Below are 14,012 nucleotides of genomic sequence, written 5' to 3'. Positions count from 1 at the left end.
TTCTCCTGCAGAATCAGATGTGGAACAGCGAGAGTGCACTTCAACGTTATATATGTCAAATATCAAATTTAATTCACATTCATACTTTAAATATATGAATTGACAGACAAAACTGAAAAGTCAGTTGATTCACGCAGCACCCCGGCGCTGGACTGTCTTGACCAGTTTAAATGAATTCACCAGCGAAATTAAGGTCAGCGACTGCCCTTTTAAACCATCGGCAGATGCCGCCGCCTGCTCGACTAAGGCCGCATTTTTTTGCGTCATATCATCCATTTGTGTCACCGCATCATTAATCTGATGAATCCCGGCACTCTGTTCCTGACTGGCGCTGGTAATTTCATGCATGATGTCGGCGGCACGCTTCACGCTACTGACGATTTCCTCCATCGTATGCCCGGCTTCATCCACCAAACGTGCGCCTTGTTCTATTTGCGTGACGGACTCTTGTATCAGGTCTTTGATTTCTTTCGCAGCGTCAGCGCTACGATGTGCGAGCTGCCGCACTTCATTGGCAACCACGGCAAAACCACGCCCTTGCTCCCCGGCACGGGCAGCTTCGACGGCAGCATTCAATGCCAGAATATTTGTCTGAAATGCGATGCCGTCAATCACAGTAATGATGTCCGCAATTTTGCCCGAGCTCTGTTTAATCGCACCCATCGTGTTAACCACATTCGCCACTGCGACACCGCCCTTTTCCGCCACTTGCGCGGCAGACATCACTATGTGACTGGCTTGTTTTGAATTGTCGGCGTTTTGTCTGACGGTGGAAGTCAGCTCTTCCATGGACGATGCGGTTTCTTCGAGCGAACTCGCCTGTGTTTCGGTGCGGGAAGACAAATCGGCGTTACCGGCCGCCACCTGGCTGGCACCGTTGCGGACATGCTCGGTGGTTTGCTTGATCTGCCCGATGAGCAATTTGATATTCGTTTGTAATACGCGTAATGACTGCGTCACGCGTCCGACTTCATTTGCGCCGCCGGCGCGGATCGTGACGGATAAATCGCCGGACGTCATCGTTTGTATGCAGTCATCCAGCATCAGCAAAGGCTGTACCACTTGCCGCCGCAGACGCTGCAATACCAGCAAAGTCGCCGCGGCTGCCGACAAACTTAAACCAGCGATCACATAATCCGTACCGGTAAAATCCGGCCCCAGACTCAGAACGGTAATCACACTCAGCAAGACCAGCATCGCGATCGTATACAAATTCAGCAAGGCACACACACTGAGGCCGGAAAAATAGGCCGCCCCTTTAAACAAAGGAACTGGAACCACCGCACCATCACTGATGCGCACAGATTTGTCGCCAGTCTTTATCGCCAGATAGGCAGATTCTGCCGCGCGAACCTGCTCGCGATCCGGCTTCACACGTATTGAGGTAAAACCGACGATCTGACCGTTGTGCATCAGCGGCGCAGCCGTCGCCTCAACCCAGTAATAATCACCGTTTTTACAACGATTTTTGACCAGCCCGGACCAGGCGCGCCCACTTTTAACCGTCGCCCATAAATCGGCAAAAGCGGCAGGAGGCATATCGGGATGGCGAACAATATTATGCGGAGCACCGATTAATTCTTCGGCAGAAAATCCGCTGATGCGGACAAAATCATCACTCACATAGGTAATCCGGCCTTTGATGTCTGTTTTGGAAACGATGGTTTCATGATCTTGCAAAACATACTCTTTACCAATAGCCGCAACATTGTCAGACATAAGCAAACCTTTAAACGCAATAAAAACTGGAAGACGAAAAAAATAGCCCGCCATCATGGCATTGCGTAAATTGGTCACCATTGATCATTCGCAAGCTTATGCTGCAACGCTGTTTGCTCAGAACAATTTACAACAACGGTCGAATGTCATCTGTTGATTACTGGATCTGGATCAAGATCTGCACTGGTAAAAAAAACGGATCTGAGATAGGCGACATTTTGGAGGCGAGTTGGAGGCGAAGATGTTCAGTAGTATGAAGACTGCGTCGCCAATCAGCCTGAGAGATTCAGGACTGATGCGAAATTGTGACGACCAGCAGCCGCAACGCCGCTGGAGCCGTTTTGCATCAGTCTTAATTAAAAGAAAAAGTGTAAGTTACATCCACTGCCGACTCATTGCCTGCGCGCCCGATCACCGTGATGCGGCGGGTTAATTGCCAGCTCAGACGAATCGCACCGCTGGCGTCGCCAAGACCACGCTCCACAGAAAGCACAAGCCCCGGCATCAGTCGTTTTCCAACGCTAACGACCTTATCACTGCCGGACGAACTGCTGGTGCCAGTGGCGCCAGCCACCGTCTGTACCGGAACATGTGACGACGAATTCTGCCCGGCAGCACCAATTGAGAATTCATCAAAGCCCAGCCCTTGCACAATATCGCGCGGAATATTCCGGCTGCCATCGCCGCCGAAGATCGCGGTCGCAGCCGACATCAGTAAAGAAGCATCGCCACCGGCTAACTGATCAGAACCCCGCCCCAATACCAGCCAGGATAATTTCTCGGCATCAGGCACCGCTGGCTCCGAAACCAGGCGAACTTGCGGTGCGGCGACACTGCCCACCACTTCAACCCCAGCCTCCACCGCCAGGCCCTGACGCAAGGCGCGGATATTCAGTCCGGGGTTCGCCGGTGGCCCCTGAAAATTCAGGATGCCGCGCTCTATCGCGAGCTGTTGCCCGTAACCTTCGTACACACCTCTGACAGTATTGATCGTGCCAGTTGCCTGTAACGGACTGCCATCAATCGAGCGCATGCGCAAACTGCCCGCTAGCCCGGTATCGAGTCCGCGTCCGACAAAAACAAAACGGGGCCCCATGTCAAAACTGACATCAACACGCGTCTTCAGGCCCTTCTTCGCTGGTGCTGCATCTGCCGTTCTGGCGTCACGTTTGTCCGTTTTTCGCGTGACATGAACGTCGCTGGATAAACTTGGTGGCGGCATTTTAGGCAATTTGAAATACGCGCCATCCGCCATCACTTTTCCGGTCAGACTCCAGATGTTTTTCGATTCATTGATACTGGCCTGCCCTGATACCACCAGCCAGCGATCTTTTCTTTGCAGCATAGGAAATTGCTGCCATTGCGCCTGTATCGATCCGGTTTCTTTACCAATATCAATCTCGCCGCTGGCATTGAATTCCCCGCGCTTACCCAGCATGTCCACACCTTTAAACTGCGCATGCGGTGGCAACATTGTCACTGTGTTGGAAAACTGCAATTGAGTGAGCGTCAGATGATTGTCTTCGATATGCGCTTCCAATAAGCCGTTTGGCAATAACAAGCCCTCAGACGCAAACGCAAGTTCCAGATCACGGCCGCTGACATCTGCGCGATAACGTGGCTTACCTATCGTTCCCATCAGCATACCATCCACATTTAATTTTCCCTTCAGTACAACGCCGGGATTAATCAATGGGCCCAGCCATTCAAGATCAGGAATCAATGCCTTGATGCGTCCGTTTAATCCGGCACCGGACAAGATCGTCCATCGACCGTCTTGTTTGCTCAGAACAGAATCGGCATTCACCTGCCACTGCCCCAGACGAGAGCCATCGGCTGTTGCCGTCAGTTGCATACGTTCGCCATCGGTACCAGCAACCAGACCGCCCATGCGTAATTGCATCAGCACATTACGTATGCCAAGGGGCACTGGGGTGCCGGTACCGTCAGGATCGTTGAAGCGCAGATCTCCGCTTTGCCGCTCGATACGGATATCGCCGCGCACACTGTCTTTCAGTTGCAGATCCCATTTGGCATTGAGTTTCAGATTTCCGGTGACCGTGTATTGTGGCCGGAACAGGTTGACCACATCCAACAGACGCACGTCGCTCATACTGCCCTTGGTTGTCAGCGTTCCCGGCAACCATTCAAACTGATCCAAGGTCAGCTTCGCCAGTTCACTTTGCAATTGCAGACTGCCAAGGCGCAATGAATCTGGTGTTATCTGCAAACTGGCAGGACTCACTAAACGCAAGTCAGGCTTCCCCGTCAGCGTCAGTGACTGCAATTGTCCTTTCCATTCCCAATGACTCAGATCATTTTTAGCACCGGCATTAAGCGCGCCATTCGCGGCAAGATTCAATTGCTGTTTGCCGCTGAATGCGACCTCAGCCTGCAAGGTATGCGCCGCTTTTTTACCTTTGAGCTGCACATGCAGTTGCCGTATTTTTTCTTTCTGTACGACGCCAGACAGATCGGCATCATTCAAGACAGGAAAATCGCCACCCAGTTGCTGCGCACTGATGTCGCCATCAATCTGACCATCCAGACCTTTACTCAGGCTGAGCTTGCCGGATAATTTTGCAATGGTGTAGGTTTTATTATTTTGCGAGAAACTGAATTGTTCCGCCTCCGTCGTCAGGCTACCCGCCATGTCATTAAAGCGCCCCTGCAACTGCACATCGGCTTTCAACTTGCCGCCGAAGGCCAGTGAGCCGCTGCCGAACAAGGTATTTAATTCGGATAATTCCGGCGCATCGAGATTCAGCGTCAGCACGTCGCCCACAGCTCCCCATGCCCCCTTCCCTTTCAGCACATTTTTACCCCAGCGCAGATCCATCTGCCGCAATGTCAATTGCTGATCCTGACGCCATTGCAGATCGACATTCCCTTGCACCGGCTGCCCCGCATATTGACCCTGCAACGCAGGCAGCTTCACCTGCAATTGCAAACGTGGCTGTAATTGTCCATCGGTACTGAATTCCGCCTGCAAACGTCCGCCTGGTGTCGCCATCCATCGAGCCGGATCAAAATTACTGAGATTGCCTTTGAAATGAAATACCTGGTTGCCACTGAAAGCTATCTCGCCCTTCGCCTCCAACCGGGAGTCTTCCGCCTGCAATTCAAACTTGCTTAAGCTCAGCAATACTTTATTCAGATCGTAGCTGAGTTCGGTATTGAGACGGGCTTTACCGTCACTCAGTTGTGCCTGAGTCAGGATGGTCTGATTTGCCGCCGTCTGCACTTTGGCACTGCCATTAATGTGTGTGCTGTGCAAGCGCTGATCGATCTGCTTCAGATCAATATTCGTCAGGCTCAGCTGCGCATGGGCACGGGTCGCAGCACCTTGCAGATCAATGCTGGCATCACCACGGATCTGCCCTGTACTTTCAACTTGCACTACCAGATTACTGAAATCCAGATGCGTCGCTTGCCAGTTCAGGCTCGCACTGACTGAACGAAGCGGTATCGCATTTCTGTTGAGTGGGCCGGATGCAGCATTCGTGACAGAAATCTCACCTTCAACATAGTTGGCTGAGGCTGGCTGAATGATATTTTTCGCAGTACTTTTTGTAATATTTTTTTCGATATTCTGAGGCGCTTTTTGCTGTACTTTTTGTGCTGTTTTTTGCTCAGATTTTTGCTGTGCTTTTTCCCCTGATTTTGGTCGCAAATCTGCCAGCAGCCGCAGATCGGCTTCCGGTGCGGCTCTGGCCCAGGCAGCCGGATTGAAATGTTGAATATCGACATGGGCGCTTTTGAAGATCTGCGCGTCGAATGGTGCAATCAAGGCGCTGGCCGTGCCATTCAGGTGTGCTGTTTTTTTATCTGCGACCGGCTTTTTTTCTACCTCAGCAGAAACCGCCGGTGTGATTAATTTTTCCTGCAGTTGCGCCTGTAAAGCGAGTTGCAGTTCCTGCAGGCTGCCAGCAACCTGAAGTTGTGCCGCGACTGGCGGCACATCGGCCCTGACTTGCCCCTGCAACAGCGCATTGCCCTTGATTGCAAATGGGCGCTGACTCGCCATCGTTGCCGATGTCACGCTGGCATTTCCCCACGGCGAACTCAGTGCCAATTGCGCTCGATACTGCTGTGCGACGAATTCTAATGAGCCCTTCAGCGCAGTCAGCGTTACGACTTCTTTTTGTTTACCACCGGCGAGAATATCGGCCACCACCAGCCGCCCCAGCGCCAACTCACGCGCCTGCAATGCAAACGGTAACCCCAGATCGGCGGGCAAACTTGCAGGCGTGTTGCTGGATGCGGTCGCCACCAGCAAAGAACTGGCCTGCAGGCGATCAACCAGCACTTGCTTACGCCACAAAGCAGCAGGATGCCAGCTTAACTGCACGCCGCTGGCTTTGATCTCCAGCGTCGGTGTCTTCAATAACAACTCTTCAATTTGAATGTCATCACCGATACTGCCCTGAATGCCATTCGCTTTGAGACTACCCATACTCACGTAATCAATCAGGGCAAATAAACTCCGGCTGCCACTCTCGGTTTTCACAACCCAGGTCAGCAGCAGTCCGCAGCACAGCAACAGCAAAACCAGTACACACGCAAAATGAAATATCCAGGAGCGCCGCTGACGTGCAGGCGGAATACTTGCAGTCGTCTGCTCAGGGTTGGCCGGTGTCTCTGTTTTTTCGATGTCGGTCATATCAGAAGGCAATCGCGATAGAAAAATCCAGGCGCGCTTTTCTGGTTTGCAAACCATAAGCAAGATCAAGCGCAATCGGCCCCGCCGGCGTGTGATAACGGCCACCGACACCCAGCGATTTATGTAAACTGAATTTCTTCCAACTGTCGGCGGCATCACCGGCATCAACAAAACTGGCGACACCCCAGGTACTGTTGAGCCAGTGTACATATTCTGCGCTGGCAACGCCCATCACACGCCCGCCAGTAACGGCGCTCGGATGCTGAACACCCAGACTTTGGTAAGCATAACCACGCACCGTTGAACTGCCGCCGGTACGGAATAAATAATCTTCAGGAATGCCTTCATTTTTCGGAGAAAAAACCTGACCGGCTTCGGCTCGCAGAATAACGCTATCGGTGCGCCCGACCGGTATCCAGCGCTGATATTTACCGTAACTACGGATGAAACGCTGATCAGACAACAAAGCTTTTTCGGATACATCCAGATCCAGCTGGTAAATCTCACCGCGACGCGGCGCAAACGCATTATCCACATCACGCCAGGTCCAGCCTACGCTGGCAACCAGCGCCTTGCTGACGGAATCCTCTTCGCCCTCAACCTCTTTTCGTTCGCGTATCAGTTTCAGTGCCAACCTTTGTTCGATATGGCCGTGGGTATTCGTGCGTTTGATCCCGACTGCATTGCGTAAGGACTTCACACCGGAAACGTCCTGCCTGTCCATGATCACGCCGAACGAATCGAGTTTATTGTCGTGCGGTGGCAGATAGATATCGGCATAGCCCAACTGACGCTTTTGTTCTATCCGTATCGCGCTGCGCAGATCCCATGCTTTTGTAAGGATATCGCGGTCGCGATAAGCGATCTCGCCGCGAAAACCGGTATTGCTGCTGTAACCGACACCGAAACTGAGATCACGCGCTTTGCGCTCGATCAGGTTCACCTCAACCGGTACTGCGCTGGCTTTTTCAGGATCGGGATCTATCGATACCGCCACTGTTCCAAAATAAGGCGAATTTTGTAAATTGCGCTGAAATTCGAGTAAGCGACTGCGTGAATAGGCTTCGCCACGCACCGGTGGCTGATAGCGATCGAGCAGCCATTGCGGATAGCGCTGCAAACCGGTGACCCGTAATTCGCCCAGAAAAAATGGTGGCCCGCTATCGACTTCGACCTGTAAATCGGCGCGATAATTATCGGCGTCGACGTTCGCTGCACTGTCCGTAATACGCGCAGCGGCATACACATCGGAACGCAGTGTTTCGGTCAGCTGTGTTTTGGCGTCGCGCCAGTCAGACTCACGGAAAAATTGCCCGACACCGAGCCCCCAGTCTTCGATCAGACCAATACGCCGCTGTTTTGCGATCGCATCGTCCGCCGCAAGTGCATCGGCAAACGCTCCCTGAAAAGTCAGTGTGACATTTTCTATGCCGGTACGCTGTCCGGCATCGACCACAACCTCAATCACTTTTTCAGCGACATTCGCATTGGCCGAATTTGAATTGGCCGTAGTACCGACGTCATCGAGATTACGAAATTCTATCTGCGGGGAGAAATAACCTTCTGTGGCGAGAATACCGCTGATGTCCTGACGTAAGCGACGGATCAAGCCCGGCGTGACGTTCTGAGCTTCGCTGCTGCCGGAAAATTCAGCGATATGCTCGCGCAGCAAATTAGCCCAGTCAGTGTTCGCTGCCTGTAAACGAAAACGTCCGCTGGTGCGGCGAACGACAACGTCCGCATCACCTTCGGTAGCACTCTCCGATTCTGGCGTTGCCTGTGTCTGCGCCAGCGGCACAGCTGGCGGCAACACTGGTTTTTCCTGCGCAAAAACAGGTATTGCCGCTGCGTATAACAGCCAGCCAGAAAAACCCAGGCATTTGCGAATAGGCATCATGCTGATTTATTTTGTCGCCAGCCCGACGCGGTTGATACCCAGTTTTTTGGCTTCAGAAATCACCTGCACCACGTCGTCATAAATAATGCCTTTATCCGCAGAAACCAGTACCGACAGATCGGGTTTTGCTTCGTGATATTCGCGCAATTTCAGCAGCAGTTGCTGGCGATTTTTCGCCTCTTCTTTGCTTTCCTGACGATTATTTCCATTGCTGCCGTTTTTGCTGTTGACGCTGATAGTTGCGAGCTCATTCGGTCGCAAAGTGACTTCAATATATTCTGACGGCGGCTGTGTCGATTGACCAGCCGTCGGCAAATTGATCACGCTGGGATTAGTCATCGGTGCGCACACCATGAAAATCACCAGCAATACCAGCATCACGTCGATGTAGGGAACAACGTTAATCTCGGCTTTGAATTTGCGTTTACGTTCGCCACGCAGGTAACTCATGCTGACTCACTTTGCATTAACGTGACTGACGCTGAAGAATGTTGGAGAACTCTTCAATAAAAGTTTCAAAACGAATCGCCAGACGATCAATGTCATGCGAATAATGGTTGTACGCCAGCACCGCCGGAATCGCGGCAAACAAACCGATCGCCGTTGCAATCAGCGCCTCGGCAATACCCGGCGCCACCGCAGCCAGCGTCGCTTGCTGCACATTCGCCAGACCACGGAAAGAATTCATAATCCCCCAGACGGTACCGAACAAACCGATGTACGGCGACACCGAGCCGACCGAGGCCAGAAACGATAAATGCGCTTCCAGCATATCCATCTCGCGCTGATACGCGGCGCGCATCGCACGGCGGGCACCATCGAGCATCGCGCTGGCATCGAGCGAGGCTTTATTCGCGTTTTTGACTTTATGGTATTCGCTCATACCGGCTTCAAAAATACGTTCCATCGAACCGGTTTTATCGCGACCGCGACGGTTGCTGGTGGCATCCTGATACAGCTCGACCAGATTGCCGCCGGACCAGAAATTCCGTTCAAAGATTTCGGTCTGCGCACGTGCCTTTTTGATCGCAAACATTTTGCTGAAGATATAGGTCCAGCTGGTCAGAGACACGCCCAGCAGAATCAACATGACCAGTTTCACCAGTACTGAGGCATTGCTGATCAGGCTTAAAAAAGAAAGGTCTTGAGTAACGTTCATATTGAATCAGAGTTGAGAACAACAAATAACAAAGGGTAAAAAGTACATTCTGATCGCCTGGCAAGCGCCAGCAACATCAGGCAGATCAGGCAGAAATTTTTTCCGCGACCACATCCGGGATGACTGCCGGGCGCAAGCTTTCCGTGCCGACGCAGCCGACTTTAATCTTGCCGCTGGCCAGCAAGCGCTCGCCGTACCAGGCTTCCTGGGCAAACACGATCGACGCCCGTCCGAGCTTTTCGACCACGGCGGTGATACGGAGTTCATCGTCGAGTCTGGCGGGTGCATGATACTCGACTGTGCTTGCTTTGACGACAAACATTACCTGATGCGCCTGCGTCATTTCCTGCTGATGGATGCCGGTGGCGCGCAACCATTCAGTGCGGGCGCGTTCAAAAAACTTCAGGTAATTCGCATAAAAGACGATGCCGCCTGCGTCCGTGTCTTCGTAATACACACGCACATTCCAGTTGAAATTATTCATGATGAGCAGCCGATTTTCGCTTTTTTAACTAGGTGTTTTTCATAAACAGGGGGAGTATCTGCCTGTTTCGCCTTAATGTCAGCATAAACAAAGGGCTTTTAAATATACTCCCCCCAGTATTATTTCAGCAAAAATCTGCTCAAACGACGTTGCGTTTGATGTTCAGCGACCCGAAGCCCTGGCAGGTTGGCATCATCTCGATATAGTTGATGTTGACATGCGCGGGCAAAGTCGCAATCCAGTAGGCGGTTTCAGCGATATCGACCGAAGTCAACGGCACCGTGCCTTCATAGACTTTCGCGGCAGCATCGTCATTGCCACGGAAACGCACATTTGAAAATTCGGTACCGCCACATAAGCCCGGTGCAATATTCGTCGTGCGCACGCCGGTGCCCGCCATATCCGCCCGCAGATTTTTGGTGAACTGATCGACAAAGGCTTTGGTCGCGCCATACACATTGCCTCCCGGATAAGCGGTTGAGCCAGCAATCGAGCCGATATTGATAATCATGCCGCTGTTACGCGCCACCATGTCCGGCAAAACTGCCCGCGTCACGGTCACCAAACCTTTTGTGTTGGTATCAATCATGGTTTCCCACTCATCCTGCGAAGCCAGATGGGCGGGTTCGGTTCCTAATGCCAGACCGGCATTATTGATCAACACATCGATTTTCTTCCAGGCAGCAGGCAAATCTGCCAGCGCTTGCAGAATCGAAGACTTTTGCGTCACATCCATCGTGACCGGCAATAATTTGTCTCCCAGCTCTGCGTGCAAAGCAGACAAACGTTCGAGCCGACGGGCGGCAGCGATGACCTGATGACCTTCGCGTACAAATTTACGCGCCATTTCTTCGCCAAAACCTGAGCTTGCACCTGTAATTAATACGATCATGCTGAAATCCTTTATGCCATTGAATGAAAAATGCGCTTGTTTGCCGTGTTTGCCGCGTTTGTCGTAGCCGGAAACAAATATCTGTCAGATATCTATTCTAAGGGCTTTTGCGATGCAGGTCAGAACAGACAGACTGCGACTAAAACGAAAGCAGTTATTTTTTAGCAAAATAACCATATCTATCATGTGCCGATGAGTGGCTTGCCCATTCAAAGCGCATCACGTAAAATCTCAGCACCATTTTGTCTCACGTGACTGGCGAAATTGTGGCTGATCCCGATCAGGGCGGCTGCAAAAGATGGAGATCCATCGGGAAGCGTGAGATGTCGGGGTTACTGTGTTCCGTGATCCCAGCCGTGCGCCTGGGTAGCCTGATGGTAAAAGTAGTGAGGCTGCCTCTCTTCGTCCGCGTCAGACTGACACCTCATTGAAGTCAATCACCAATCTCGTTTACTTAAACAGTTTAATGCGCTTGTTGAATTCACTTATTTAACTCACTCTCACGATAGTCAGGAAAACCATGTTTGCAAAAAACCATACTCTCGCCAATATCGATCCCGAATTGTTCGCGACGATACAATTAGAAAACCAGCGTCAGGAAGATCACATTGAGCTGATCGCGTCTGAAAACTACACTTCGCCAGCCGTAATGGAAGCACAAGGCTCACAGCTGACCAACAAATATGCCGAAGGCTATCCAGGCAAACGTTACTACGGCGGCTGCGAACACGTCGATGTCGTCGAACAACTGGCGATTGATCGTCTGAAACAATTGTTCGGCGCTAACTTTGCGAACGTACAGCCAAACTCAGGCTCGCAAGCGAATCAGGGCGTGTTTTTTGCGCTGTTGAATCCGGGCGACACTATCATGGGCATGAGCCTCGCTGAAGGTGGTCATCTGACGCACGGTATGCCACTGAACATGTCAGGCAAATGGTTCAATGTCGTGTCTTACGGCCTGAACGCACAGGAAGACATCGATTACGATGCGATGGAAAAACTGGCGCGCGAAACCAAACCAAAACTGATCATCGCTGGTGCATCTGCATTTGCACTGCGTATTGATTTTGAACGTTTCGGCAAAATCGCCAAAGAAGTCGGCGCGTATTTTATGGTCGATATGGCGCATTATGCCGGCCTGATCGCTGCGGGCGTGTATCCGAATCCAGTGCCGTTTGCTGACGTCGTCACTTCTACCACGCACAAGAGCCTGCGCGGCCCACGCGGCGGTATCATACTGAGCAATGACGAAGCGATCGCTAAGAAAATTAACTCATCGATTTTCCCTGGTATTCAGGGCGGCCCGCTGATGCATGTGATCGCTGGTAAAGCAGTCGCATTCAAAGAAGCGCTGTCTCCTGAATTCAAAGAATATCAGCAACAAGTCATCAAAAATGCAGCGGCTCTGGCGCAAACACTGACAGAACGCGGTCTGCGCATCGTTTCCGGCCACACTGAATCTCATGTGATGCTGGTGGATCTGCGTCCTAAAGGTCTGACAGGCAAAGAAGCCGAAGCAATCCTCGGTTCCGCACACATGACTTGCAACAAAAACGGTATCCCTAACGATCCGCAAAAACCGATGGTCACTTCCGGTATCCGTCTGGGCAGCCCGGCATTTACCACCCGCGGTTTCAAAGAAGCGGAAGCAATTAAAGTCGGTCATCTGATTGCTGACGTGCTGGATAATCCTAACGATGCGGCAACCATAGAACGCGTCAAAGCAGAAGTGAAAAAACTGACCAGCGCTTTCCCTGTGTACGCGAAGTAATTTCTGGTCGTCATCAAAACGCCACTCAGCCGAGTGGCGTTTTTTTAATTGTCGCTGTCTGACAGACAAACTCACCCACTACGGCTCTATTCATGAAATGTCCTTACTGCCATCATATTGATACTCAGGTCATCGATACGCGTGTTTCCGAAGAAGGCAATGTTATCCGTCGTCGTCGTCGCTGCGCAGATTGCGATAAGCGCTTCACCACATATGAGCGGGTGGAACTGGTGATGCCTGTCATCGTCAAGAAAAATGGCAGCCGCACTGAATATGAATCGAATAAACTGCGCGCCAGCTTCATGCTCGCGCTGCGCAAACGCCCCGTGTCTGCCGAAGCCATCGACAGCGCCATTCAACGCATAGAAGAAAAATTGCTCTCCAGCGGCGAAAGGGAAATCATGTCCGTCCATCTGGGCGAACTGGTCATGCACGAATTAAAACGTCTCGATAAAATCGCCTACATCCGTTTTGCTTCGGTGTACAAAAGCTTTAAAGACATTTCTGAATTCGCCGAGGCGATACAAGAAGTGAATGTCGACAACAAAACTTCAAAAAATAAATAAGCAACATGGAGCACATGAACACCGCCGGCTGGCTGGTTGCCGCCTTTGCGGTTCTGATTACCGGGATTTCTAAATCAGGGCTGGGTGGTGCATTGGGCGGGCTGGCCGTTCCCTTTCTTTCGCTGTGGATTTCACCGCGTAACGCAGCAGCAGTGATGCTGCCTATCCTGATCGCGATGGATATGGTCGGCATCCGCGCCTGGAGCGGCAAAGCCGACTGGCGTGATCTGAAAGTACTGATACCGGGCGCCATCGTTGGCATCGTGCTGGGAACGCTGGCCTTTGGCGTCATGTCCGACCAACTGGTGAAAGGACTGATAGGACTGATCGCCGTCGGTTTCACCCTCGACCGGCTACTACGTCATCGCGGCCAGGCAACGACAGAACAGCGTCCACCACGTATTTTTGGCTGGCTCAGCGGCGTTGGTGCTGGCTTTACCAGCACACTGGCGCATGCCGGCGGGCCACCGGTGATGATCTATCTGCTGTCATGGCGGCAGCCGCGCGAAACCTTCGTCGCGACCACGGTCTTTTTCTTTTCCGTCATCAACCTGGCGAAACTGCCGTTTTACATCGCGCTGGGCCTGTTCAGCGTCGACACACTGACAATGTCCGCCTTACTGCTGCCGCTGGTACCAGCGGGCGTGTGGATAGGCATGCGTCTTTTACAGCGCATCCCGGAACGTCCGTTTTATCTGTTCGCAACCGCAGCGCTCGGGCTTTCCGGCGTCAAACTATTGTGGGATGGATTGATGGCGTAAGTTTATGCCGTGTTTAGGTCGCGAGAGCAATGGCATGCTCCACATTCTGTGTCTGACATCTCTTTGCACCATTGTTTTGCTGTGTACTGTGTCCCAATTC

General features: G+C 52.0%; 10 protein-coding genes and 1 riboswitch. Of the genes, 3 read left to right on the top strand and 7 right to left on the bottom strand.

Annotation, left to right across the window (positions count from 1 at the left end; genetic code table 11):
• Nucleotides 1–129: 129 nt before the first annotated feature.
• From H8K29_RS18135 to H8K29_RS13375, 7 genes are all read right to left on the bottom strand, one after another.
• Complete coding sequence (locus H8K29_RS18135; protein ID WP_186897980.1) at nt 130–1,719, bottom strand: PAS domain-containing methyl-accepting chemotaxis protein; 1,590 nt, start codon at nt 1,717–1,719, stop codon at nt 130–132.
• Between the two features lie 352 nt (nt 1,720–2,071).
• Nucleotides 2,072–6,382, bottom strand: coding sequence for a translocation/assembly module TamB domain-containing protein (locus H8K29_RS13400; RefSeq protein ID WP_186897979.1), 4,311 nt, complete (start codon nt 6,380–6,382; stop codon nt 2,072–2,074).
• Nucleotide 6,383: 1 nt separating this feature from the next.
• Entirely contained in the window at nt 6,384–8,279 is a 1,896-nt protein-coding gene (locus H8K29_RS13395) for an autotransporter assembly complex family protein (RefSeq protein ID WP_186897978.1), read from the bottom strand.
• Between the two features lie 6 nt (nt 8,280–8,285).
• A complete protein-coding gene (locus H8K29_RS13390; protein WP_186897977.1) occupies nt 8,286–8,729 on the bottom strand; it encodes an ExbD/TolR family protein in 444 nt (147 codons plus the stop codon).
• 16 nt (nt 8,730–8,745) lie between these two features.
• Complete coding sequence (gene tolQ, locus H8K29_RS13385) at nt 8,746–9,438, bottom strand: protein TolQ (RefSeq protein ID WP_186885175.1); 693 nt, start codon at nt 9,436–9,438, stop codon at nt 8,746–8,748.
• An 85-nt stretch (nt 9,439–9,523) separates the two neighbouring features.
• Nucleotides 9,524–9,922, bottom strand: coding sequence for a tol-pal system-associated acyl-CoA thioesterase (gene ybgC / locus H8K29_RS13380; protein WP_186897976.1), 399 nt, complete (start codon nt 9,920–9,922; stop codon nt 9,524–9,526).
• Between the two features lie 139 nt (nt 9,923–10,061).
• A complete protein-coding gene (locus H8K29_RS13375; protein ID WP_186897975.1) occupies nt 10,062–10,814 on the bottom strand; it encodes an SDR family NAD(P)-dependent oxidoreductase in 753 nt (250 codons plus the stop codon).
• 241 nt (nt 10,815–11,055) lie between these two features.
• A riboswitch (ZMP/ZTP riboswitch) is annotated at nt 11,056–11,189 on the top strand.
• A gap of 145 nt (nt 11,190–11,334) precedes the next feature.
• On the opposite strand from H8K29_RS13375, the gene glyA reads away from it, so the two are divergent.
• The 3 genes from glyA (at nt 11,335) to H8K29_RS13360 (ending at nt 13,912) form a co-directional block, all read left to right on the top strand.
• A complete protein-coding gene (gene glyA, locus H8K29_RS13370; RefSeq protein ID WP_186885173.1) occupies nt 11,335–12,585 on the top strand; it encodes a serine hydroxymethyltransferase in 1,251 nt (416 codons plus the stop codon).
• 92 nt (nt 12,586–12,677) lie between these two features.
• On the top strand, nt 12,678–13,151 hold the full coding sequence (gene nrdR, locus H8K29_RS13365; protein WP_186885172.1) for a transcriptional regulator NrdR: 474 nt from the start codon (nt 12,678–12,680) through the stop codon (nt 13,149–13,151).
• Between the two features lie 14 nt (nt 13,152–13,165).
• Nucleotides 13,166–13,912, top strand: a complete 747-nt coding sequence (locus H8K29_RS13360; RefSeq protein ID WP_222611480.1) for a sulfite exporter TauE/SafE family protein — start codon at nt 13,166–13,168, stop codon at nt 13,910–13,912.
• Nucleotides 13,913–14,012 lie beyond the last annotated feature (100 nt).

The organism is Undibacterium sp. CY21W, assembly GCF_014284265.1.
GTDB classification, from domain to species: domain Bacteria; phylum Pseudomonadota; class Gammaproteobacteria; order Burkholderiales; family Burkholderiaceae_D; genus Undibacterium; species Undibacterium aquatile.
This window is presented reverse-complemented; position numbering and strand designations above follow the sequence as displayed.